At 65.3% G+C, this 20,234-nt stretch carries 20 protein-coding genes; 6 read left to right on the top strand and 14 right to left on the bottom strand.

Going from position 1 to position 20,234, the window contains the following annotated elements:
- Positions 1 to 4 precede the first annotated feature (4 nt).
- Positions 5 to 1,114 (bottom strand): S-(hydroxymethyl)glutathione dehydrogenase/class III alcohol dehydrogenase, encoded by a 1,110-nt coding sequence (locus HALO32_RS07725; protein WP_151443216.1) that lies wholly within the window; start codon positions 1,112 to 1,114, stop codon positions 5 to 7.
- Between the two features lie 127 nt (positions 1,115 to 1,241).
- Here HALO32_RS07725 and HALO32_RS07720 point away from each other — a divergent pair, with 127 nt between their 5' ends.
- On the top strand, positions 1,242 to 2,132 hold the full coding sequence (locus HALO32_RS07720) for a LysR family transcriptional regulator (protein ID WP_151443215.1): 891 nt from the start codon (positions 1,242 to 1,244) through the stop codon (positions 2,130 to 2,132).
- Positions 2,133 to 2,190: 58 nt separating this feature from the next.
- On the opposite strand, the gene HALO32_RS07715 is transcribed toward HALO32_RS07720, so the two are convergent.
- The 6 genes from HALO32_RS07715 to HALO32_RS07690 all read right to left on the bottom strand — a co-directional run bounded on the left by HALO32_RS07715 (position 2,191) and on the right by HALO32_RS07690 (position 8,589).
- Positions 2,191 to 3,174 (bottom strand): branched-chain amino acid ABC transporter permease, encoded by a 984-nt coding sequence (locus HALO32_RS07715; protein ID WP_151443214.1) that lies wholly within the window; start codon positions 3,172 to 3,174, stop codon positions 2,191 to 2,193.
- 4 nt (positions 3,175 to 3,178) lie between these two features.
- The gene (locus HALO32_RS07710) at positions 3,179 to 4,066 is read right to left on the bottom strand and encodes a branched-chain amino acid ABC transporter permease (protein WP_151443213.1); all 888 of its coding nucleotides are present in this window, start codon (positions 4,064 to 4,066) and stop codon (positions 3,179 to 3,181) included.
- Between the two features lie 58 nt (positions 4,067 to 4,124).
- Positions 4,125 to 5,345, bottom strand: coding sequence for an ABC transporter substrate-binding protein (locus HALO32_RS07705; protein WP_151443212.1), 1,221 nt, complete (start codon positions 5,343 to 5,345; stop codon positions 4,125 to 4,127).
- A gap of 91 nt (positions 5,346 to 5,436) precedes the next feature.
- On the bottom strand, positions 5,437 to 6,183 hold the full coding sequence (locus HALO32_RS07700; RefSeq protein ID WP_151443211.1) for an ABC transporter ATP-binding protein: 747 nt from the start codon (positions 6,181 to 6,183) through the stop codon (positions 5,437 to 5,439).
- A complete protein-coding gene (locus tag HALO32_RS07695; RefSeq protein WP_151443210.1) occupies positions 6,180 to 6,956 on the bottom strand; it encodes an ABC transporter ATP-binding protein in 777 nt (258 codons plus the stop codon). Before HALO32_RS07695 ends, HALO32_RS07700 begins: the two co-directional genes overlap by 4 nt.
- 253 nt (positions 6,957 to 7,209) lie before the next feature.
- Complete coding sequence (locus HALO32_RS07690; RefSeq protein ID WP_151443209.1) at positions 7,210 to 8,589, bottom strand: L-serine ammonia-lyase; 1,380 nt, start codon at positions 8,587 to 8,589, stop codon at positions 7,210 to 7,212.
- Positions 8,590 to 8,757: 168 nt separating this feature from the next.
- Between HALO32_RS07690 and HALO32_RS07685 the strand changes: the two genes are divergently transcribed.
- On the top strand, positions 8,758 to 9,696 hold the full coding sequence (locus tag HALO32_RS07685; RefSeq protein WP_151443208.1) for a LysR substrate-binding domain-containing protein: 939 nt from the start codon (positions 8,758 to 8,760) through the stop codon (positions 9,694 to 9,696).
- Between the two features lie 66 nt (positions 9,697 to 9,762).
- Positions 9,763 to 10,389, top strand: coding sequence for a hypothetical protein (locus tag HALO32_RS07680; protein ID WP_225809831.1), 627 nt, complete (start codon positions 9,763 to 9,765; stop codon positions 10,387 to 10,389).
- A 113-nt stretch (positions 10,390 to 10,502) separates the two neighbouring features.
- On the opposite strand, the gene rpoD is transcribed toward HALO32_RS07680, so the two are convergent.
- From rpoD to rpsU, 3 genes are all read right to left on the bottom strand, one after another.
- Positions 10,503 to 12,344, bottom strand: a complete 1,842-nt coding sequence (rpoD, locus tag HALO32_RS07675) for an RNA polymerase sigma factor RpoD (RefSeq protein WP_151443206.1) — start codon at positions 12,342 to 12,344, stop codon at positions 10,503 to 10,505.
- 251 nt (positions 12,345 to 12,595) lie between these two features.
- Complete coding sequence (gene dnaG, locus HALO32_RS07670; protein ID WP_151443205.1) at positions 12,596 to 14,416, bottom strand: DNA primase; 1,821 nt, start codon at positions 14,414 to 14,416, stop codon at positions 12,596 to 12,598.
- 117 nt (positions 14,417 to 14,533) lie between these two features.
- Positions 14,534 to 14,749, bottom strand: a complete 216-nt coding sequence (gene rpsU, locus HALO32_RS07665) for a 30S ribosomal protein S21 (RefSeq protein ID WP_013333229.1) — start codon at positions 14,747 to 14,749, stop codon at positions 14,534 to 14,536.
- A gap of 275 nt (positions 14,750 to 15,024) precedes the next feature.
- Here rpsU and tsaD point away from each other — a divergent pair, with 275 nt between their 5' ends.
- Positions 15,025 to 16,062, top strand: a complete 1,038-nt coding sequence (gene tsaD, locus HALO32_RS07660) for a tRNA (adenosine(37)-N6)-threonylcarbamoyltransferase complex transferase subunit TsaD (protein WP_151443204.1) — start codon at positions 15,025 to 15,027, stop codon at positions 16,060 to 16,062.
- 133 nt (positions 16,063 to 16,195) lie between these two features.
- Here tsaD and plsY read toward each other — a convergent pair whose 3' ends face one another.
- Positions 16,196 to 16,783 (bottom strand): glycerol-3-phosphate 1-O-acyltransferase PlsY, encoded by a 588-nt coding sequence (gene plsY / locus HALO32_RS07655; RefSeq protein ID WP_267902491.1) that lies wholly within the window; start codon positions 16,781 to 16,783, stop codon positions 16,196 to 16,198.
- Between the two features lie 171 nt (positions 16,784 to 16,954).
- Between plsY and folB the strand changes: the two genes are divergently transcribed.
- Both folB and folK read left to right on the top strand, forming a co-directional pair.
- Entirely contained in the window at positions 16,955 to 17,320 is a 366-nt protein-coding gene (folB, locus tag HALO32_RS07650; RefSeq protein WP_151443203.1) for a dihydroneopterin aldolase, read from the top strand.
- Positions 17,320 to 17,838: a 2-amino-4-hydroxy-6-hydroxymethyldihydropteridine diphosphokinase gene (gene folK, locus HALO32_RS07645; RefSeq protein ID WP_151443202.1), complete on the top strand. Its 519-nt coding sequence runs from the start codon at positions 17,320 to 17,322 to the stop codon at positions 17,836 to 17,838. Before folB ends, folK begins: the two co-directional genes overlap by 1 nt.
- A gap of 3 nt (positions 17,839 to 17,841) precedes the next feature.
- On the opposite strand, the gene HALO32_RS07640 is transcribed toward folK, so the two are convergent.
- From HALO32_RS07640 to HALO32_RS07630, 3 genes are read right to left on the bottom strand one after another with little or no spacing between them, the layout of a single operon-like run.
- Complete coding sequence (locus HALO32_RS07640; protein ID WP_151443201.1) at positions 17,842 to 19,020, bottom strand: polynucleotide adenylyltransferase; 1,179 nt, start codon at positions 19,018 to 19,020, stop codon at positions 17,842 to 17,844.
- A gap of 3 nt (positions 19,021 to 19,023) precedes the next feature.
- A complete protein-coding gene (glpE, locus tag HALO32_RS07635; protein ID WP_151443200.1) occupies positions 19,024 to 19,347 on the bottom strand; it encodes a thiosulfate sulfurtransferase GlpE in 324 nt (107 codons plus the stop codon).
- Between the two features lie 28 nt (positions 19,348 to 19,375).
- Positions 19,376 to 20,200 carry a symmetrical bis(5'-nucleosyl)-tetraphosphatase gene (locus HALO32_RS07630; protein ID WP_151443199.1) on the bottom strand — a complete coding sequence of 275 codons (825 nt, stop codon included), beginning with the start codon at positions 20,198 to 20,200 and terminating at the stop codon, positions 19,376 to 19,378.
- Between the last annotated feature and the right edge of the window lie 34 nt (positions 20,201 to 20,234).

The following is a 20,234-nucleotide window of genomic DNA, read 5'->3' as shown; positions in this document are numbered from 1 at the left end:
TGGCTCAGTAGTGGAGGACGGTGCGGATACTCTCACCCCGGTGCAGCAGCTCGAAGGCCTCGTTGATCTTGTCGAAGGGCATATCGTGGGTGATGAAATCATCGATGTTGATCTCGCCGTTCATGTAGCGCTCCACGTAGCCCGGCAGTTCGGTGCGCCCCTTCACGCCGCCGAAAGCGGAGCCTTTCCAGACGCGACCGGTAACCAGCTGGAAGGGCCGTGTGCTGATCTCTTCGCCGGCACCGGCCACACCGATGATCACCGACTCGCCCCAGCCCTTGTGACAGCACTCCAGCGCCGAGCGCATGACGTTGACGTTGCCGATACACTCGAAGGAGTAGTCGACGCCGCCATCGGTCATGTCCACGATCACCTGCTGGATGGGGTCGCTGTACTCCTTGGGATTGACGAAGTCGGTGGCACCGAACTGCTCGGCGAGCGTGAATTTCTCCGGGTTGACGTCGATGGCGATGATCCGCGAGGCCTTGGCCATCACCGCGCCCTGGATCACCGCCAGGCCAATGGCGCCCAGACCGAAGACGGCAACGGTGGAGCCCGGTTCCACCTTGGCGGTATTCATCACCGCGCCGATGCCGGTGGTCACCCCGCAACCCAGCAGGCAGATCTTGTCCATCGGTGCCGCCTTGGAGACCACGGCCAGCGAGACCTCGGGCAACACCGTATACTCGCTGAAAGTGGAGGTACCCATGTAGTGGTGCAGCATCTTGCCGTCCAGCGAGAAGCGCGAGGTGCCATCCGGCATCACCCCCTTGCCCTGGGTGGCGCGGACGGCACCACAGAGGTTGGTCTTGCCCGAGAGGCAGAACTTGCACTGGCCGCATTCGGCCGTATAGAGCGGGATGACGTGGTCACCGGGCTTGACGGAGGTGACACCCTCGCCCACTTCCTCAACGACGCCGGCACCTTCATGCCCCAGCACCGCCGGAAAATTGCCCTCCGGGTCGGCCCCGGAGAGGGTATAGGCATCGGTGTGACAGACGCTGGTGGCGGCGATCTTCACCAACACCTCGCCAGCCTTGGGGCCCTCGACGTCGATCTCCACCAGTTCCAGGGGTTTGCCCGCTTCCAGGGCGACGGCGGCACGTGACTTCATGGCGCTTTCCTCATTCGGTGTGTAATGAACCTGGAGACAGTCTAGGCAATTCGGAGCCCTGGGATAAACTGCATCAAACTCATCACATTATTGCCATACAGCAATAATAGCGTCGAAAGGAGTCACCATGCAGCACTGGGATCGGATCGAGGCCTTTATCGAGGTGGTGCGTGCTGGCACCTTTGTCGCGGCGGCCCGCCGCCTCAAGGTCTCCAGCTCCCATGTCAGCCGCCTGGTCAGCCAGCTCGAGAACCAACTGGGCACCACCCTGCTCTACCGTACCACCCGCCAGATCCGTCTCACCGAGGCCGGTACCCTCTACTACCAGCACTGCCATCACCTCTTCGACGGCTTCCGCGAGGCCGAAGCGGCCGTGAAGGACCTTCAGGCCCGCCCCAGCGGGACCCTCAGCCTGACCTGCGCCACCACCTTCGGGGAACGCTTCGTCGCGCCCCTAGTCAACGATTTTCAGGGCCGCTATCCGCAGCTTGGCGTGCGACTCCACTTCACCAATCGACCGGTCGATCTGATCGACGAGGGCTTCGATATCGCAATCCGCATGGGCCATCTGGAGGACTCTTCGCTGATCGCCCGGCGGCTCTGTGAACGCCGCGAGTACGTGGTCGGCTCGCCGACCTACTTCACCCGGATGCCCCAGCCCCACTCGCTTTCGGAGCTCTCCCGCCACCGTTGCCTGGTAGGCTCGCGAGACCACTGGCGCTTCGCCGTCGAGGGTGTTCGCCGCGAGGTGAGGGTTGCGGGTCCCTGGGAGGGCAACTCGGGGCCGGCGCTGCTGGACGCGGCCCTCAAGGGCCTGGGACTGGCCCAACTGCCCGACTACTACGTGGATCCCCACCTTACCAGCGGCGAGCTGGTCTCGGTCCTCGATGCCTATCGTCACGACGACACCGCGGTCTGGGCCGTCTATCCACGCCATCGCCACCGTTCACCCAAGGTGCATCAGTTCGTCGATTACCTGGTGACGCATATCGATGGGCTCCTGCCCTTGCGCCGGTGAGCCCCAAGACGACAACGGGCGCCTCTGGGGCGCCCGTTGTCGTTCTGGCCATACAAGACTACTTGAAGTTCTTGCGCACCATCTTCTGGACCTCGCCGACGATGCCGCTGCGGAAGCTCAGCACGCAGATCACGAAGATCAGGCCAAGGATCACGCTCACCCAGTTGCCCAACGGCGACTGAGCCAGCTGGGTCTGGAGGCTGACCACCAGGCCGGCGCCCACCAAGGGGCCGAACAGGGTGCCCACCCCGCCCAGCAGGGTCATCAGGATCACCTCGCCGGACATGTGCCAATGGGCGTCGGTGAGCGAGGCCAGCTGGAAGACCACCGTCTTGGTGGAGCCCGCCAGGCCGGCCAGGCCCGCGGAGAGCACGAAGGCCACCAGCTTGTAGGCGTCGACGTTGTAGCCCAGCGAGACGGCGCGCGGCTCGTTCTCACGAATCGCCTTGAGCACCTGCCCGTAGGGCGAGTGCACGGTGCGCTGGATGATGGCGAAGCCGATCACGAACACCGCCAGCACGAAGTAGTACATGCTGAGGTTGTCGGAGAGGCTGATCAGCCCGAACAGCTCGCCCCGCGGTACGCCGTGCAGGCCGTCCTCGCCGCCGGTGAAGGGCGCCTGGATGAAGAAGAAGAACATCAACTGCGCCAGGGCCAGGGTCACCATGGCGAAATAGATGCCCTGGCGGCGGATCGCCAGCACCCCGAAGAAGGTGCCGAGCACCACGGCGGCGAGGGTGCCGATCAGGATGCCCAGCTCCGGGGTCAACCCCGGGTAGCTCGCCAGCATGATGCCGGTGAAGTAGCCGCCGGTGGCCAGGAAGGCCGCATGCCCGAAGGAGAGCAGGCCGGCATAGCCGAGCAGCAGGTTGAAGGCGCAGGCGAACAGCGCGAAGCACAGCACCTTCATCAGGAACACCGGGTAGGCCACGAAGGGCGCGACAAGCGCGATGGCGATCAGCACCAGATAGAGGGTGTTGCGACGCAGCCGGGCGTTGCGCTGCCGCTGCATGGCCGGCGTCAGGGTCTGGGTTGCGGACATGATGTCATGCCTCCTTGCCGAAGAGTCCCGAGGGGCGCAGCAGCAGTACCAGGATCATCACCAGGAAGATCACGGTGTTGGCGGCCTCGGGGTAATAGACCTTGGTGAGGCCCTCGATCAGGCCCATGGACAGGCCAGTGAGGATAGCCCCCAGGATGGAGCCCATGCCGCCGATCACCACCACGGCGAAGACCACGATCAGCAGGCTCGAGCCCATGGTCGGTGACACCGGATAGAGCGGGGCGGCCAGCACACCGGCGAAGGCCGCCAGCGCCACGCCGAAACCGTAGGTCAGGGTGATCAGCAGCGGTACGTTGACCCCGAAGGCCTGCATCAGCGCCGAGTTCTCGGTACCGGCCCGCAGGTAGGCCCCCAGGCGAGTCCGCTCGATGATGAACCAGGTTCCCAGGCAGACCACCAGCGCCGCCACCAGCACCCAGGCGCGATAGGTGGGCAGGAACATGAAGCCCAGGTTGAGGCCGCCCTCAAGGGCGGTGGGTGTCGGGTAGCTCGAGCCCGACACGCCGAAGAAGTTGATCAGGGTACCCTCGAAGATCAGTGCCAGACCAAAGGTGAGCAGCAGCCCGTAGAGATGGTCGAGATGGGCGATACGCCGCAGCAGGGTGCGTTCGATCAGCATACCCAGCCCGCCCACTACCAGGGGCACGACCAGCAGCGCCACCCAGTAGTTGAGTCCCAGATACTGCAGGCCCAGCAGGGCGGCGAAGGCGCCCAGCATGTACTGGGCGCCATGGGCGAAGTTGACGATCTTCAGCAGGCCGAAGATCACCGCCAGCCCCAGGCTGAGCAGTGCGTAGAAGGCACCGTTGATCAGGCCCAGCATCAGCTGGCCCATGAACACCGCCAACGGCACCCCGAAAATCATTGTCATGTCATGGACCTCCCCTCACAGAGGCGGCGGCCGAAGCCGCCGCCGGTTCCAGCCGTGCTCAGTTGTTGACCAGATCGCACTGGCTCTCGGAGAGCGGCCGATAGGCCTCCTCGGCAGGAATGGTGGCCTGGATGTCGTAGAGATCCCACTCGCCGGTGGACTCCTCCGGAGACTTCACCTGGGCGAGGTACATGTCGTGAACCATGCGGCCATCCTCGCGGATATAGCCGTTGCGCGCGAAGAAGTCTTCCACCGGGCGCTCGGCCATGGCCGCACGAATGGTCTCGGGGTCGTCGGTACCCGCCTCAGCCACGGTTTCCAGATAGTGCATGGTGCTGGAGTAGATACCCGCCTGCACCATGGTCGGCATGCGCTCGGTGCGTTCGTAATAGCGCTCGGACCACTCGCGGGCCTGGTCATCCATGTCCCAGTACCAGCCGGTGGTGAGCAGCAGACCCTGGGTATCTTCGAGACCCATGGCATGGACGTCGTTGAGGAAGATCAGCAGGCCGGCGAGCTGCTGCCCCCCCTGGACCACGCCGAACTGGCTGGCGGTGGTGATGGCGTTGACGGTGTCGGAACCGGCATTCGCCAGGCCGATGATGTCAGCACCGGAGCCTTGAGCCTGCAGGATATAGGACGAGAAGTCGTTGGTCGGGAAGGGGTGACGGATGGTGTCGACGATCTCGCCGCCGTTCTCTTCCACCACCTTGGTCACGTCGCCTTCCAGGGCGTGGCCGAAGGCGTAGTCGGCGGTGAGCATGAACCAGGTTTTGCCGCCCTGCTCGACCACCGCCTTGGCGGTACCGTTGGCCAGCGGGTAGGTGTCATAGACCCAGTGGATGTGGTTCGGGGTGCAGTGCTCATTGGTGATGCTGGAGGCCGCCGAACCGGAGATGATCCCCAGACCATCGTTCTCCTCGAGCAGCTTGGTCACGGCGATGGAGACCGAGGAGGCCACCATGCCGGCCACCAGGTCGACATTTTCCTCGTCGAACCAGCCACGCACGGTGTTGGCGCCCACGTCGGCACTGTTGCGGTCATCGGCGCTGAACACGTCGATGGGTACGCCGTTGACCTCACCGCCGAAATCCTCGACGGCCATCATCAGGGCCTCGAGACCACCGGGACCGGCGAGATCCCGGTAGGTGCCGGACATGTCGGCCAGGTAGCCGATGCGGACTTCATCATCACTCATCTGCGCCTGAACACCGCTGGCCATCAGGGTAGCGGCGGCGAGGGCGATGCTGCTGGCAAGTGTCTTCTTGTTGAAGGTCATTGTCTCATCTCCGTGGCCCCGGAAGGGGCTGGTTTTGTTGTGGATGCGCGTTGCATTGCGGTGGATGAACTGCAGGGAGGACGGCTCGCCGTCATACCCCCAGCAGGGAGTTGAGGTGCTCGCGCCGCGAAGGCAGCTCGGCGGCACTGATCTCCTCGATGATACGGCCGTGTTCCATCACGAAGTGGCGATCGGCCAGCGGCGCGGCGAAGCGGAAATTCTGCTCCACCAGCACGACGGTCATGCCACGCTCCTTGAGCTTGACCAGCACCTCACCCAGCGTCTGGACGATGACCGGGGCCAGTCCCTCGGTGATCTCGTCGAGCAGCAGCAACCGGGCACCGGTACGCAGGATGCGCGCCATGGCCAGCATCTGCTGCTCGCCCCCGGAGAGCCGCGTGCCCTGGCTGCGGCGCCGCTCGTAGAGGTTGGGAAACATCGCGTAGATCTCGTCGATGGACATCCCGCCGGAGCGCACCGTGGGCGGCAGCAGCAGGTTCTCCTCGACGTCGAGGCTGGCGAAGATGCCGCGCTCCTCGGGGCAGTAGCCGATGCCCAGCCGCGGTATGTGGTGGGGCTTCATGCCCAGGGTCTCGTTGCCGTTGATCATGATTGAGCCGGTGCGTCGACCGACCATGTTCATGATCGACTTGAGGGTGGTGCTGCGCCCGGCGCCATTGCGCCCCAGCAGGGTCACAAGCTCGCCACGCTTCACGTCGAAATCGACGCCGTGAAGGATATGCGACTCGCCGTAGAAGGCGTGCAGGTCGCTGACCCGCAGCATCTCGGCACCGTCATGGTCGTGATACTCGGTGATCGCCTCGGCCGCCTGGCTCATGCGCTGGCCTCCTCTTCTTCTGCCGCATCACTGCCCATATAGGCCTCGCGCACCAAGGGGTTGCGCGATACCTCCTGGTAGTCGCCTTCGGCCAGCACGCTACCGCGCGCCAGCACGGTGATGCGGTCGCACAGCCGGCTGACCACGCTGAGGTTATGCTCCACCATCAGCACGGTACGGCCTTTCGAGACGCGCCGAATCAGTTCGACAATGCGGTCGACGTCTTCCGCGCCCATCCCCTGGGTGGGCTCGTCGAGCAGCATCAGCGTGGGCTCCAGAGCCAGGGTGGTCGCTACCTCCAGCGCCCGCTTTCGTCCATACGGCATCTCGACGGTGAGCACATCGGCGTACTCGCGCAGCCCCACCTCCTCGAGGAGTTCCAGGGCGCGGTCATTCAGGTGATCGAGGCTCTTCTCGGATTTCCAGAAATGGAAGGAGGTGCCCAGCTTGCGCTGCAGCGCCACCCGCACGTTCTCCATGGCGGTCATGTGGGCGAAGACCGCCGAAATCTGAAAGGAGCGTACCAGCCCCAGCCGGGCGATCTCGTTGGCCTTCATGCTGGTGATGGGCTTGCCGCGATAGAGAATCTCGCCGCGGGTGGGCGGAAGAAACTTGGTAAGCAGGTTGAAGACAGTGGTCTTGCCGGCTCCGTTGGGACCGATCAGGGCATGGATATGCCCGTCCCGAACCTGCAGGTTGACGTCGTCCACGGCGGTGAAGCCGCGAAATTCCTTGGTCAACCCGCGAGTTTCCAGTATGAACTCCTGGGTCATGTTTCGTCCTCTCTGGATCGCTCGGGCGATCCGCCGTGGATGCTGTTGTCGTTGTTTCCGGCAGTGAAGGCCTGGATGACACTTTACGTTAACGTAAGCTAGAGGACTGACCGCGACACGGCAACAGGAGAAGCACCGAACTCGACCAATGGTGTAGACACTCGCGTGATCAATAGCTTGCAAACAAAAAACGCGACACCCCTTGCGGGGCATCGCGCCGGATCTTGCTCGGGCTGGTCCTGCCCGGCGTTCGTCAGCACTCTATGGCATTGACAGCCAGGCCGCCGCGGGATGTCTCCTTGTACTTCTCCTGCATGTCGGCCCCGGTATCACGCATGGTGCGAATGACATGGTCCAGGGAGACGAAGTGCTCGCCGTCGCCGCGCAGCGCCATTCGTGCGGCATTGATGGCCTTGACCGAGGCAATGGCGTTGCGCTCGATGCAGGGCACCTGCACCAGGCCACCGATCGGGTCGCAGGTCAGCCCCAGGTTGTGCTCCAGGCCAATCTCGGCAGCATTCTCTACCTGGCCCACGCTGCCGCCCATCACCTCGGCGAGACCGGCGGCGGCCATGGCGCAAGCCGAGCCGACCTCTCCCTGACACCCCACCTCGGCACCGGAAATTGAAGCATTCTTCTTGCACAGGATGCCCACGGCCCCGGCGGTAAGCAGGAAGTCCACCACTTCGCGCTCGCAGGCATCGGGCTGGAACTTCATGTAGTAGTGCAGCACCGCCGGGATGATTCCCGCCGCGCCGTTGGTCGGGGCGGTGACCATGCGACCGCCGGCCGCGTTCTCCTCGTTCACCGCCAGGGCGAAGACGTTGACCCAGTCCATGGCCGAGAAGGTCGAGGCGATCAGGCTCTCATCGCCATCCATGGCCAACAGTCGCCGGTGCAGTGATGCCGCCCGGCGCCGGACCTCAAGCCCTCCGGGCAGCACGCCCTCGACGGCGAGCCCCTTCTGCACGCAGGCCTGCATGGCCTGCCAGATCTTCCACAGACCGGCGCGCACTTCAGCTTCGCTGCGCCATGCCTTCTCGTTCTCCAGCATCAACTCGCTGATGCGCAGGCCGTGCATGCGGCACAGCGCCATCAGCTCGGCGGCGGAATGGAAATCATAGGGCAGCGCCGTGGTGTCGCTGTCCAGCTCTCCGGAACTCGCCTGAGCCTCGTCGACCACGAACCCTCCTCCCACGGAGTAGTAGACGTTGCGATGGAGCATATGCCCGTTGCCATGGGCGACCAGGGTCAGGGCGTTGGGATGGTAGGGCAGGCTCTCGTCATGCCACTGCAGGTCCCGGGTCCAGTGGAAGGGAGTCGACTGCTGGCCATCAAGGTGCAGACAGTGGGACTCGAGCAGCGTCTCGATGCGAGAAGTGACGATGGAGGGGTCGATGAGCGACGGATGCTCACCCATCAGGCCCATGACCACCGCCCGGTCGGTACCGTGGCCCTTGCCAGTAGCGGAGAGTGAGCCGTGCAGATGAATCTCGAGGCGAGTCACACGCTCAAGCAGGTCGCGACCCTTCAGCACCTGGAGAAAATCATGGGCCGCCGCCATCGGGCCCACGGTGTGTGAGCTTGAAGGCCCGATGCCGATCTTGAACAGGTCGAAGACACTGATTGCCATGGGAAAAGCCTCGCGTGATTGACTGGGTGGCCTGGACGCCGTGTAGCCGCCATCAGTTCAGTGTTACTGAACATTGCTGGCCGCGCATTAGTATCAAGTCTATGCTGGTGCGCCACGCTCGCAATGACAAACCACAATCTCTTGTCCACAGTATAGCCATACTAAACCATGAGCCGACTTCTGCACGCCCAGACCCACGCCTGGCTGAAGGTCTTCGCCATCAGCGCCCGTCACCTCTCCTTCACCCGGGCAGCGGAGGAGCTGAATGTCACCACCGGGGCGGTGAGTCAGCAGATCAAGCAGCTGGAGGAGCGACTGGGGTTCAAGCTGTTCCGCCGCCTGCCCCGTCGGCTGGAGCTGACCGAGGAGGGTCGCCGACTGGCCGCGGTGGTGGACGAAGCCTACCAGGCCGTGGGGCTGGAGGTGCGGCGACTGCGCAGCGGGGTGATGAGCGGGGTGATTCGCCTGCGCTCTGTGCCCTCCTTCCTGCACAAGTGGCTGATGCCGCGCCTGCCCCGGCTGCAGGCACGCTTTCCCGACATCGAGCTGCATGTCAGGGCCGAGGACAGCAGTCTCTCGCTACGCGACGGGGATTTCGATCTGGCGCTCGACCTCAATGACGGCCACGTCCCGGGACTCGCCATCACCCCATTGATGGAAGAGCGCATCTTTCCGGTCTGCGCCCCCTCCCTGTTGCGGGGCCGCCCGCCTCTCCGCCACCCGGCCGATCTGGCCTGGTATCCACTGCTGCACGACGTCACCGCCTGGCGGGGAAGCCACGAGCATGCCGAGTGGGAGCGCTACCTCGATGCTATCGAGGCTCCGCCCCTCAACCTGCGACGGGGCTACACGTTCAACCGTAACCACTTGACCATGGAGGCCGCCATCGCCGGCATGGGGGTGGCCATCGCGCGTCAGACGCTGATACGCGGGGAACTGCAGAATGGAACGCTGATCGCCCCTTTCGCCCAGCGGGTGCCCACCGGCATGCGCTACGGCATCGTGCATGCGCCGGGCGCCCTGGATGACCGTCGGGTAGCCGGGGTGCACGACTGGATCGTCGAGGAGGCACGCCGGGGCGCCTCGACAGGCGCTCCGGCCGAGTAGGCACTTCAAGGACCGGGGCGCTACAATGGCTTGAACCAGATACCCTGCATGAATGAAGAGCGTCCCATGTCGATTGGCTTCGCCGCCACCTGCCTGAGGGCCACACTGTATATCTTCCTGGTAGCCGCCATCGCCCAGGGGGTCTACTACGAAGCCCTCTACTTGCCTGAGGGCCGATTCTCGGAACGGGGCTTCACCGAGCTAGCCCAGACAGGCCTGCTGGCCCTCTCGACGCTGCTGCTGCTCTATGTGAGGTTTGGTCTTCGCGAACTGCCGCAGGTCAGTCTGCTGCTGCTGGCCTTCGTGGCCAGCTCGCTGGTTCGCGAGCAGGATGCCCACCTTGATGCCCACGTCTTCGACGGGGCCTGGCAACTGCTGGTGGCGCTGATCATCCTGCCCAGCCTCTACAGCGTGATCCGTCACCGCCGGGCCTTCGCCGAGCAGTTCGCGGGCTACGCCAACAGCCTCTCCTTCGGCCTGTTCGCCGCCGGCTTCCTGACCACCTATGTATTCTCGCGCCTGTATGGCCGCGGCAAGATGTGGGAAGCCATTCTCGATCGGAACTATGTGCGCACCTTCAAGGATGCCGCCGAGGAAGTGGTGGAACTCTTCGGCTATGCGCTGATCCTGATCGCCATGATCGAGCTACTCCTGCTGGCCCGCTACTGGGCCCTGGCGCGTCGCGCCGGCTGACGGACTTCCCTCCCGGTACACGCCACGCTCCCGCTCGCAATGCAACGAGCCCTGCAGGCAGCGCCTGCAGGGCTCGTCATTTGAGGCAAGGGGATACCCTATCCGTTACGCCACTACTCGTCGAGGAAGGAGCGCAGCGGCTCGGAGCGGCTGGGGTGACGCAGCTTGCGCAGCGCCTTGGCCTCGATCTGGCGAATCCGCTCACGGGTAACATCGAACTGCTTGCCGACTTCCTCCAGGGTGTGGTCGGTGTTCATGTCGATGCCGAAGCGCATGCGCAGCACCTTGGCTTCACGAGCGGTGAGACCGCCGAGCACATTGCGTGTCGCCTCGATCAGCCCCTCACCGGTCGCCGAGTCGATGGGCAGCAGGATGGTACCATCCTCGATGAAGTCACCCAGGTGCGAGTCATCGTCGTCACCGATGGGCGTCTCCATGGAGATCGGCTCCTTGGCGATCTTGAGCACCTTGCGCACCTTGTCCTCGGGCATCTCGAGACGCTCGCCAAGCTCTTCCGGGGTCGGCTCGCGCCCCATCTCCTGCAACATCTGGCGCGAGACTCGATTGAGCTTGTTGATGGTCTCGATCATGTGCACCGGAATGCGGATGGTGCGCGCCTGATCGGCAATCGAGCGGGTGATGGCCTGGCGAATCCACCAGGTGGCGTAGGTGGAGAACTTGTAGCCACGACGGTACTCGAACTTGTCCACCGCCTTCATCAGGCCGATGTTGCCCTCCTGGATCAGGTCCAGGAACTGCAGACCGCGATTGGTGTACTTCTTGGCAATCGAGATCACCAGGCGCAGGTTGGCCTCGACCATCTCCTTCTTGGCCCGGCGTGCCTTGGCCTCACCGATGGAGAGCCGGCGGTTGACCTCCTTGATCTCGGTCACCGGCAGTTGGATCATCTCCTCCTCGAAGGCGATCTTGCGCTGGGCCCGCTGGATATCACCACGCAGGGGTGCCAGGCGCGCCGCATACTTCGGGTTGGCGGCACTGAACGTGTCGAGCCACTCGGGATTGGACTCACTGCCCGGGAAGGCCTTGATGAAGGTCTTGCGAGGCACCTTCGCCTTCTTCACACACAGCTGCAGGATCGCCTTTTCCTGGGCCCGCACCTGCTCGACGCTGATGCGTACCTGCCCCACCAGCCGCTCGAAATGCTTGGGTACCAGCTTGATCGGCGAGAACAGCTGAGCGAGACGCGCCAGCTCTTCCTGAGCCGCCTTCGAGCCGCGGCCGTGGGCCTCGATGGCAGCCTGCGCCGCCGCGTTCTGCTCGCGGATCTGCTCGAAGCGCGCCCGGGCCTCCTCGGGGTCGGGGCCGCCGGTGGTCTCCTCCTCGGCCTCGGCATGCTCGTCATCGCCGTCGCCCTCGGTCTCATCGCGAGGCACCTCCTCGGGCACCTCCGCCTCGGCCACGCCGGGGATCCCTTCATCGGGATCGATGAAACCGGAGAAGAGATCGGACAGGCGCCCGGGGGCCTCCTCGTCCTGCGTCGCATCATAGGCCTCGAGGATGGAATCCACGGCACCGGGGAGGTAGGCCAGTGCCGACATCACTTCGCGGGTGCCCTCCTCGATCCGCTTGGCGATCTCGATCTCGCCCTCGCGGGTCAGCAGCTCCACCGTCCCCATCTCGCGCATGTACATGCGCACGGGATCGGTGGTGCGACCCACGTCGCTCTCCACGGCGGCGAGGGCGGCAACGGCCTCCTCGGCGGCCGACTCGTCCGTGGAGTGATCCGACATCATCAGGGTATCTTCGTCGGGGGCTTCCTCGACGACACTGATACCCATGTCGTTGATCATGCCGATGATGTCTTCCACCTGATCCGGGTCGGCGATATCCTCGGGAAGATGGTCGTTGACCTCGGCATAGGTCAGGAAGCCCTGTTCCTTGCCGCGCGCGATCAACTCCTTCAGACGTGACTGCTGCTGCGCATTTCCAGCCATAGAAACCCTATCTCGACGAAGAAGAATGAAGCACCTGAAGCACTGAGGCGGTAAAAACTCGATAAGCCGAACAGTATAGCGGGCGAAACCACCTTTCTGCCAGTTCGGTGTATTTGCGCGGTCATTCAGGTGTGTTAGGTTGTCTGGTTACGCCATTCATCGGCGCTTGATCCTATGTGGTGATAGTAGGAGAGAATTCAACCCTGCCGCCAACTTCCCGAGGCAGGGAGGAGCCTTTTGTCACTCCTGCATCATCCCTTTAGCTCGGTGAGCAGACCCATCAGGCGCTGACGCTCTTCCTGCGAGAGCCGCTCACCCCTCTTCTGCTTTGACAGCAGAGCGTCGACTTCCTCCTGATGCGACGGCCGGAGACGGAATCGCCGGAAGTGCTCGACCAGCCCGTCCAGCTCGGCGGCCCGCGCGCCCGGCGAAAGCAACAGCTCGCGGCGTGCCAGCTCAGCCAACCGCTCACCCTCAGGGGTGCCATGGAAGTGGGCCAGCAGCACCTGGGCACTGCGGTAGCGCCCCGCCCGCAGCAGCCGCTCCACCTCAAGGCACAGCCGGGCCTCCGGATCCTCCGCGGGATACCAGTCGCTCTCCTCGGGCAGGCGCTCCACCAGCCGCGGCTCATGGACAAGCAACTGCAGCACACGCCCCATCAGGCTCAGCGCCCCGCCTGTCGGGCTCCCCCCTCGCTGCGGACCGGGCCGGGGCGCCGCGCCGCGTCCGGGATCCGCGGCGAGCGACGGCTCGTTCTCCGGCGCCTCAGGGGGGGTGACCAGTGCCTCGAAGCGCGACTGGTCAACGCCGGTGCGCCGCGAGAGTTCCGTCAACAACAGCGACTTGAGGACCCCTTCCGGCAACTTGCCGATCGCCGACAGCACCTGGCTGGCGAAGCGTTCGCGCGCCTCGATCGTCGCCAGGTCGCGCCCCTCGGCGGCGTGCTCGAAGAGGAACTCCGACAGGGGGCTGGCGCAGGTGATGCGGTCCTCGAAGGCCTCCGGCCCCTCCCGGCGCACCAGGGTGTCGGGGTCCTCCCCCTCGGGCAGGAACATGAAGCGCGCCTGGCGGCCGTCGATCATCTGCGGCAGTACCGTCTGCAGCGCCCGGGCCGCGGCCTGACGCCCGGCGCGGTCGCCGTCGAAGCAGAACACCACCTCGCCGACCATCCGGAACAGCCGTCCCAGGTGCTCCTCGCTGGTGGAGGTACCGAGGGTGGCCACGGCATTGCGGATGCCGAACTGAGCCAGCGCCACCACGTCCATGTAGCCCTCGACGATCACCAGACGCTCGAGCCGCGAGTTGGCCTGACGGGCCTCGAAGAGGCCGTAGAGCTCACGCCCCTTGTGGAACACCGGCGTCTCGGGTGAGTTGAGATACTTGGGCTTGGCGTCGCCCAGCACCCGCCCGCCGAAGGCGATGGTCCGCCCGCGGATATCGCGGATCGGGAACATCACCCGGTCACGGAAGCGGTCATAGGTCCGCCCGCTCTCCTCGCGATGCACCAGCAGGCCATACTCGATCTGCACCGCCTCGGCGACGCCCCGCTCCGTGAGGTGACGCTTGAGCGCGTCCCAGCCGTCCGGGGCATAGCCGATGGCAAAATCCTCCTGCACCTCCGGCGACAGCCCACGCTCGGCCAGGTAGTGGCGGGCGCCCTGCCCTTCGGGCATCTTCAGCCGCTCGCGGTAGTAGCTCGTCGAAAGCTCCAGCAGATTGACCCCCTCCTTGCGCTTGCGCTCGCGAGCCTGTGCACGAGGGTCATCGGCCCCTTCACGCGGCACCTCCATGCCGAGTCGTGCGGCAAGCTGTTCCACCGCTTCGGGGAAGCGCAGCTTCTCGTACTCCATCAGAAAGCGCAGGGCATTGCCGTGGGCGCCGCAGCCGAAGCAGTGATAGAACTGCTTGTCGGCGCTGACGGTAAATGACGGCGACTTCTCCTGGTGGAAGGGGCAGAGCCCCGAATGATTGCGGCCGGCCCTCTTCAGCTTCACGCGCTCGCCGACCACGTCGACCACGTCGATACGGGCCAGGAGGTCATCGATGAAGCGCTGAGGAATCTGGCCGGACATTCGGGTACCCTGCGAGAAATGGGAAGAGACCAAAAACAAGCGGCCACCGTTAGGCGGCCGCTTGGCGTCCCTCTTGAGACGGCAGGGGCTGGACGCCCCTACCGCCTCCAGTACGGATCAATAGAGCCGTTCGAAACGCTTGCGCTCACGCTGAAGCTTCTTGGCATGGCGCTTGACGGCAGCGGCCGCCTTGCGCTTGCGCTCTGCGGTCGGCTTCTCGTACTGCTCGCGACGACGCACTTCCGAGAGAACACCGGCTTTTTCACAGGAACGCTTGAAGCGACGCAGCGCGACGTCAAACGGCTCGTTATCACGTACTTTAACAGAAGGCATTAAGCACTCACCTACCTTAGGTAACTAGAGTTCGGTTTGTACGCACACCTTGCGAGGACCAGGCAGCATCACGAAAATGTCCGGAATCGCCAGGTGTACCGGAACGATGCATGATGCGCTGAAAATCTCTCCTGAGTGCACGACCCAGTCTTGCAGCGGTCAATATTCTAGTCGTCACATCGGACTCGTGCAAATTGTTTCCGCACCATGACCCACTGCGTCGGCAAGGCGAAACGCGTAGAATACCGCCTTCCACGTACCACAGAGCCATCATCATGCGCGTTCTGGGCATCGAGACCTCCTGCGACGAGACCGGCGTCGCCCTTTTCGACACCGAGCGCGGCCTCGTGGCCGACGCCCTCTACAGCCAGATCGCCATGCATGCCGAGTATGGCGGCGTGGTCCCGGAGCTCGCCTCCCGGGATCATACGCGCCGCCTGCTGCCGCTGATCCAGCAAGTGCTCGACGAGGCTGGCCTGACGCGTACCGACCTCGATGCCATCGCCTATACCGCTGGCCCGGGGCTGGTCGGCGCGCTGATGGTGGGGGCCAGCACCGCCCACGGCATGGCCCGGGCACTGGAGATCCCGGTGCTCGGTGTCCATCACATGGAGGGTCACCTGCTGGCCCCCATGCTGGAGGACGAGCCTCCCGACTTCCCCTTCGTCGCCTTGCTGGTCTCCGGCGGTCATACCCAGCTGGTCGAGGTGCGTGGGCTGGGCCAGTATCGTCTGCTCGGCGAGTCCGTGGACGATGCCGCCGGCGAAGCCTTCGACAAGGCTGCCAAGATGCTGGGGCTCGACTACCCCGGCGGCCCCCAGGTGGCGAAGCTTGCCGAAGCCGGCGACCCGCAGCGCCTGCGTTTTCCGCGTCCGATGACCGACCGCCCGGGACTGGACTTCAGTTTTTCGGGGCTCAAGACCCACACCCTGACCGCCATCCGTAGGCTCGAGCAGGCAGGTGGCCTCGACGACCAGGCCCGTGCCGACGTCGCCCGTGCCTTCGAGGAGGCAGTGGTCGATACCCTGGTGATCAAGTGTCGCCGCGCGCTGGATGCGACCGGCCTCAAGCGCCTGGTGGTGGCCGGCGGCGTGAGCGCCAACGTACGGCTGCGCGAACGGCTGGAAGCCGAGTGTGCCAAGCGCAATGCCCGGGCCTACTACCCTCGCGGGCGCTTCTGCACCGATAACGGCGCGATGATTGCCTATGTCGGCGCCCAGCGACTGATGGCCGGCGAACACGACGAGCCGGGCATCATGAAGGCCGTGCCGCGCTGGCCCATGGATGGCCTGGAAGCGCCCGCCGAGGCATGAAACCCGCGATGATTGCGCCCTTTAAGGTCCCAGCGCCCAGCGCCTGATGGCCGGCGAGCACGACGAGACCGGCATCATGCAGGCGGTACCACGCTGGCCGATGGATACGCTAGGCGAGCCGTAAGCTGGAAGCTTATAAGGGCGGCTCGTCACCGCACCCTAGCCGCCGGATATTGAGTGCGTGACGCGCCAATACCAGCAGGGTGAAGACGATCACCACGCCGGCAAAATCCGGCGCCAGCCACAGGCTGGCCAGAGGCGCCATGGTGGCGCTGACCAACGATGCCACCGAGGCGGTGCGCACTCGCCAGACCAGCAGCATCCAGAGTGCAGCGCAAAAGAGCGCCACCCAGGGCGTGAGCACCAGCATCACGCCAAAGGCACTGGCCACGCCCTTGCCGCCCCGGAAGTGATGCCAGGCCGGGTAGCTGTGTCCCAGCAGCACGCCGAGACCCACCAGCCCCAACCCCCAGGGCGGCAGACCGAGCCGCATGGCCAGCCATAGCACCGGCATGCCTTTGGCCACATCCACCACCAGGGTGGCCAGCGCCAGGCGACGGCCGTGCAGGCGCAGGACATTGGAGAACCCCGGGTTACAGGAGCCGGCCAGCCGCGGGTCCCCGACGCCGGCCAGGCGGCACACCGTCAGCGCGCCGAGCCAGGTACCGCTGAGATAGCCTATCGCCATCAGCGGGAGGATGAGGTCGAGTGGCGCCTCCACGGGCAGTCTCCTGCGGGGTCAAAGCGTGATTCTGCCAGCCATGGGCGGGGCTAGACAGGTCGGGGGCGTCCTCCGGTGTCGCCCGTCGCCCGGCTGGCGTACAATCTCCCGCCTGCAGGCGGGCCCTTGGTATCACTCGGTCCGCAACCTCCAATGGCCCGTGGAGCCCCGATGGATCTTGTGCTGATCGAAGCGCTCGAGGTGGACACCGTGATCGGCGTCTATGACTGGGAGCGCAGCATCACCCAGACGCTGCGGCTTGACCTGGCGCTGGGCACCGATATACGCCCCGCAGCGGCCGATGACGACATCGGTCTGACGCTGAACTACGCCGCCATCAGCGAGCGCGTCAACGCCTTCGCCAAGGAGCATGACGTCGCCCTGGTGGAAACCTTCGCCGAGCGCCTGGCCGAGACCCTGCGCGACGAATTCGCCATCCCCTGGCTGCGCCTGACCGTGCGCAAGCCAGGTGCCGTGCCAGCCGCGGCCGCGGTGGGCGTCTGCATCGAACGCGGCCAACGGCCGGGAGGCGCCTGATGGCCCGGATCACCGTCAGCATCGGCAGCAACATTGAGCGCGAGTACCACGTGCGCGTCTGCCTGGATGCCCTGGCCACGAGCTTCGGGTCGCTTGCCATCTCGCGCGTCTTCGAGAGCGAGCCGGTGGGCTTCGAGGACGGGCGCAACTTCTACAACCTGGTGGTGGCCTTCGACAGCGACCGCCCGGTGGGCGAACTGCAGGCCTGGTGCAAGCGGCTGGAGTTCGCCAACGGCCGCCGCAAGGGCGTTCCCAAGTTCAGCCCCCGGACCCTGGACATCGACCTGCTTACCGTGGGCGACCTGACCGGCATTTACGATGAGGTCGAGCTGCCTCGCGACGAGATCCTGCACCACGCCTTCGTGCTGAAGCCGCTGGCAGAGCTCTTGCCCGAGGCCCGCCACCCCCTCTCCGGCAGGACCTACCTCGCCCACTGGCGCGAATTCGAGGACGGTCAACAGCACCTCTGGCCAGTAGACTTCGTCTGGCAGAATCGACGTATTTCCACGACGGACTGAGCCTCAGGAGCTCGTCCCGGGGCAGGCGAGCGCACCCTCGATGGCTTCCCAGCGCCGCTGGGCCAGCTCATCGCCCAATTCGCGTCCACGGTAGCCCTCGGCTACCAGCGCCTTGGGCAGAACCTGCCGGGCCAGGCGCCAGGCCAGGGCCAGGTCCTCAGCCAGCTCAGGCGCCTCCAGGCTCACCAGGCTGATCAACGGCGCCACCCGATCGCTGCGCCGCCAGGCGTCGACGCCGTCGAGCCAGGCCATGACCCGGGCCCCGTCCAGACCGTATCGTGCTACCAGGTTCAGCAGCGTGCGGGTTCGTGCCGCCTGGGTGGCCAGCTCGCGATGGGCCCGCGGCAGGCGCAGCCGCTCGGCCAGGGCGTCGCGGTCCTCGTCATCCAGATGTTCCACCAGTCGCGCCCAGCGCCAACGGGCCAGTGACTCGGCCTCGATATCCTCCGGTAACCGATGCAGGCGCCCCAGCGCCTCGTCAAAGGCCTCCGGGTCCGCCGACAGCTCCGGCATCAGAACCGCCAGGGCACCACAGTCATCCAGCACCTGGAAGTAGACCTCCGGCCAGGGCTCGGCCAGCGCCTTTTCGGTCTCGGTCCATACGCGTTCGGCCACCAGATGGGCCAACTCGCCGCTCTCCGCTAGCTCACGCATCAGCCGGCGGGTCTCCTCGGCGATGACGAAGCCCAGGCCGGCATAGCGAGCGAGGAATCGCGCCGTGCGCAACACCCGGAGGGGATCCTCGAGGAAGGCCGGCGAGACATGACGCAGTTGGCGTGTCTCAAGATCGGCCATGCCCCCATGGGGATCGATCAGTTCTCCCTCCGGGGTTTCGGCCATGGCATTGATGGTCAGGTCACGTCGCGCCAGGTCCTCCTCAAGGGTCACTTCGGGGCTGGCATGAACTTCGAAACCGGTGTAGCCATGACCGGACTTGCGCTCGGTGCGCGCCAGGGCAAACTCTTCGTGGCTCTCGGGGTGCAGGAAGACCGGGAAATCGCGACCCACCGGCTTGAAGTCCCGCCGACGCATCTCCTCCGGGGAGGCCCCTACCACCACCCAGTCGGTGTCCTTGACCGGCCAGCCGAGCCGGGCGTCGCGCACCGCGCCGCCGACCCGGTAGACTTCGAGCCCCTGCAGATGCGGGTCCTCGATTTCGGCTTTGGCCCTGGACCTGGCCATTGCTCAGCGCTCCACTCGATCGGGGTGGCGAAGCTGCCAGTCGGTAAAACCGCCGTCGAGGCTGTAGACCTCGGCGAAACCCTGGACGGCAAGCCAGGCCGCCGCCTGCTGGCTGGAGTTCCCGTGGTAGCAGACGACCACCACGGGTGTCTCGCGGGACGCCTCCTCGATGAAGGCGCCCACCGAGTCATTGTCCAGGCGGCGACTCCCGGGGATATGCCCCTGGGCGAAACTCTGCGGGTCGCGGATATCGACCAGCGCCAGCGCGGGTCGCTGGTCGAGCCAGTCGGACAGGGTCGGGATATCGAGATGCTGGAAGGTGGTCATGACAGCCTCACGGTGGAGAAGGAGGAACTCAGCGCAGGCGACTCGGGACGCTGATGCGCCTGCCGCTCTCGAGATCCAGGGCGGTCAGGCGGCTGCCCCAGACACAGCCGGTGTCCAGCGCCTCGACACGCACCCGGCTCGCCGGTGTCTCGCCCTGCAGCGCGGCCCAGTGACCGACCAGCAGCCAGGGGTCATCGTCGCGGGGAAACTGGAACCAGGGGGCAAAGCCCACCGGCGCGCTGTCGAGCCCCTCCTTGGCGGCAAAGTCGAGGCAGCCGGCGGCATTGATGAAGCGCATTCGCGTGAAGACATTGATGATCATCCGCAGGCGGTCGATGCCGTCGAGGTCGTCGCGCCAGCAGGCCGGCTCGTTGCCGTACATCTGCTCGAGGAAGGCACCAGCCCGCTCACCCGTGAGGCAGGATTCAGCCTCGCCGGCCAGCCCCGCAGCCTGCTCGACCGGCCATTGCGGTAGCAAGCCAGCATGGGTCATGACGGTGTCACCCTGCGCCCCCGAATGACTGCGCACCAGCAGGGGACGCGACTGCAGCCAGTCGAGCAGGTGCTCGCGGTCCGGAGCGACCAGGATCGACTCAAGCGTGTCCTTGCGGTTCTCGCGAGCCCCGCCGCGCGCCACCGCCAGCAGGTGAAGATCGTGATTGCCGAGCACGGTGAGGGCGGCCTCGCCCAGTGCCATCACCTCGCGCAGGCAGGCAAGCGACCCCGGGCCGCGGTTGACCAGATCACCCACGAGCCAGAGCCGGTCGCGACGCGGATCGAAGTCAAGCTGCTCGAGCAGGGCGACGAACTCGTCGTGACAGCCCTGCAGATCGCCGACGGCATAGGTGGTCATCATGGCTCCCTGGGTCGGTTAGAGAGGGTCGGTT

Origin of the sequence: Halomonas lysinitropha, assembly GCF_902500215.1 — a bacterium.
In the GTDB taxonomy this organism is placed as follows: Bacteria; Pseudomonadota; Gammaproteobacteria; order Pseudomonadales; family Halomonadaceae; genus Halomonas; species Halomonas lysinitropha.
The sequence above is the reverse complement of the archived record's forward strand: the minus strand, read 5'-3'. Positions and strand labels throughout refer to the sequence as shown.

What these genes read in the sequence shown, in the direction of transcription:
- HALO32_RS07725 (WP_151443216.1), bottom strand. Translation starts at nt 1,114, where the DNA reads ATGAAGTCACGTGCCGCCGTCGCCCTGGAAGCGGGCAAACCCCTGGAA.
- HALO32_RS07720 (WP_151443215.1), top strand. Translation starts at nt 1,242, where the DNA reads ATGCAGCACTGGGATCGGATCGAGGCCTTTATCGAGGTGGTGCGTGCT.
- HALO32_RS07715 (WP_151443214.1), bottom strand. Translation starts at nt 3,174, where the DNA reads ATGTCCGCAACCCAGACCCTGACGCCGGCCATGCAGCGGCAGCGCAAC.
- HALO32_RS07710 (WP_151443213.1), bottom strand. Translation starts at nt 4,066, where the DNA reads ATGACAATGATTTTCGGGGTGCCGTTGGCGGTGTTCATGGGCCAGCTG.
- HALO32_RS07705 (WP_151443212.1), bottom strand. Translation starts at nt 5,345, where the DNA reads ATGACCTTCAACAAGAAGACACTTGCCAGCAGCATCGCCCTCGCCGCC.
- HALO32_RS07700 (WP_151443211.1), bottom strand. Translation starts at nt 6,183, where the DNA reads ATGAGCCAGGCGGCCGAGGCGATCACCGAGTATCACGACCATGACGGT.
- HALO32_RS07695 (WP_151443210.1), bottom strand. Translation starts at nt 6,956, where the DNA reads ATGACCCAGGAGTTCATACTGGAAACTCGCGGGTTGACCAAGGAATTT.
- HALO32_RS07690 (WP_151443209.1), bottom strand. Translation starts at nt 8,589, where the DNA reads ATGGCAATCAGTGTCTTCGACCTGTTCAAGATCGGCATCGGGCCTTCA.
- HALO32_RS07685 (WP_151443208.1), top strand. Translation starts at nt 8,758, where the DNA reads ATGAGCCGACTTCTGCACGCCCAGACCCACGCCTGGCTGAAGGTCTTC.
- HALO32_RS07680 (WP_225809831.1), top strand. Translation starts at nt 9,763, where the DNA reads ATGTCGATTGGCTTCGCCGCCACCTGCCTGAGGGCCACACTGTATATC.
- rpoD (WP_151443206.1), bottom strand. Translation starts at nt 12,344, where the DNA reads ATGGCTGGAAATGCGCAGCAGCAGTCACGTCTGAAGGAGTTGATCGCG.
- dnaG (WP_151443205.1), bottom strand. Translation starts at nt 14,416, where the DNA reads ATGTCCGGCCAGATTCCTCAGCGCTTCATCGATGACCTCCTGGCCCGT.
- rpsU (WP_013333229.1), bottom strand. Translation starts at nt 14,749, where the DNA reads ATGCCTTCTGTTAAAGTACGTGATAACGAGCCGTTTGACGTCGCGCTG.
- tsaD (WP_151443204.1), top strand. Translation starts at nt 15,025, where the DNA reads ATGCGCGTTCTGGGCATCGAGACCTCCTGCGACGAGACCGGCGTCGCC.
- folB (WP_151443203.1), top strand. Translation starts at nt 16,955, where the DNA reads ATGGATCTTGTGCTGATCGAAGCGCTCGAGGTGGACACCGTGATCGGC.
- folK (WP_151443202.1), top strand. Translation starts at nt 17,320, where the DNA reads ATGGCCCGGATCACCGTCAGCATCGGCAGCAACATTGAGCGCGAGTAC.
- HALO32_RS07640 (WP_151443201.1), bottom strand. Translation starts at nt 19,020, where the DNA reads ATGGCCAGGTCCAGGGCCAAAGCCGAAATCGAGGACCCGCATCTGCAG.
- glpE (WP_151443200.1), bottom strand. Translation starts at nt 19,347, where the DNA reads ATGACCACCTTCCAGCATCTCGATATCCCGACCCTGTCCGACTGGCTC.
- HALO32_RS07630 (WP_151443199.1), bottom strand. Translation starts at nt 20,200, where the DNA reads ATGACCACCTATGCCGTCGGCGATCTGCAGGGCTGTCACGACGAGTTC.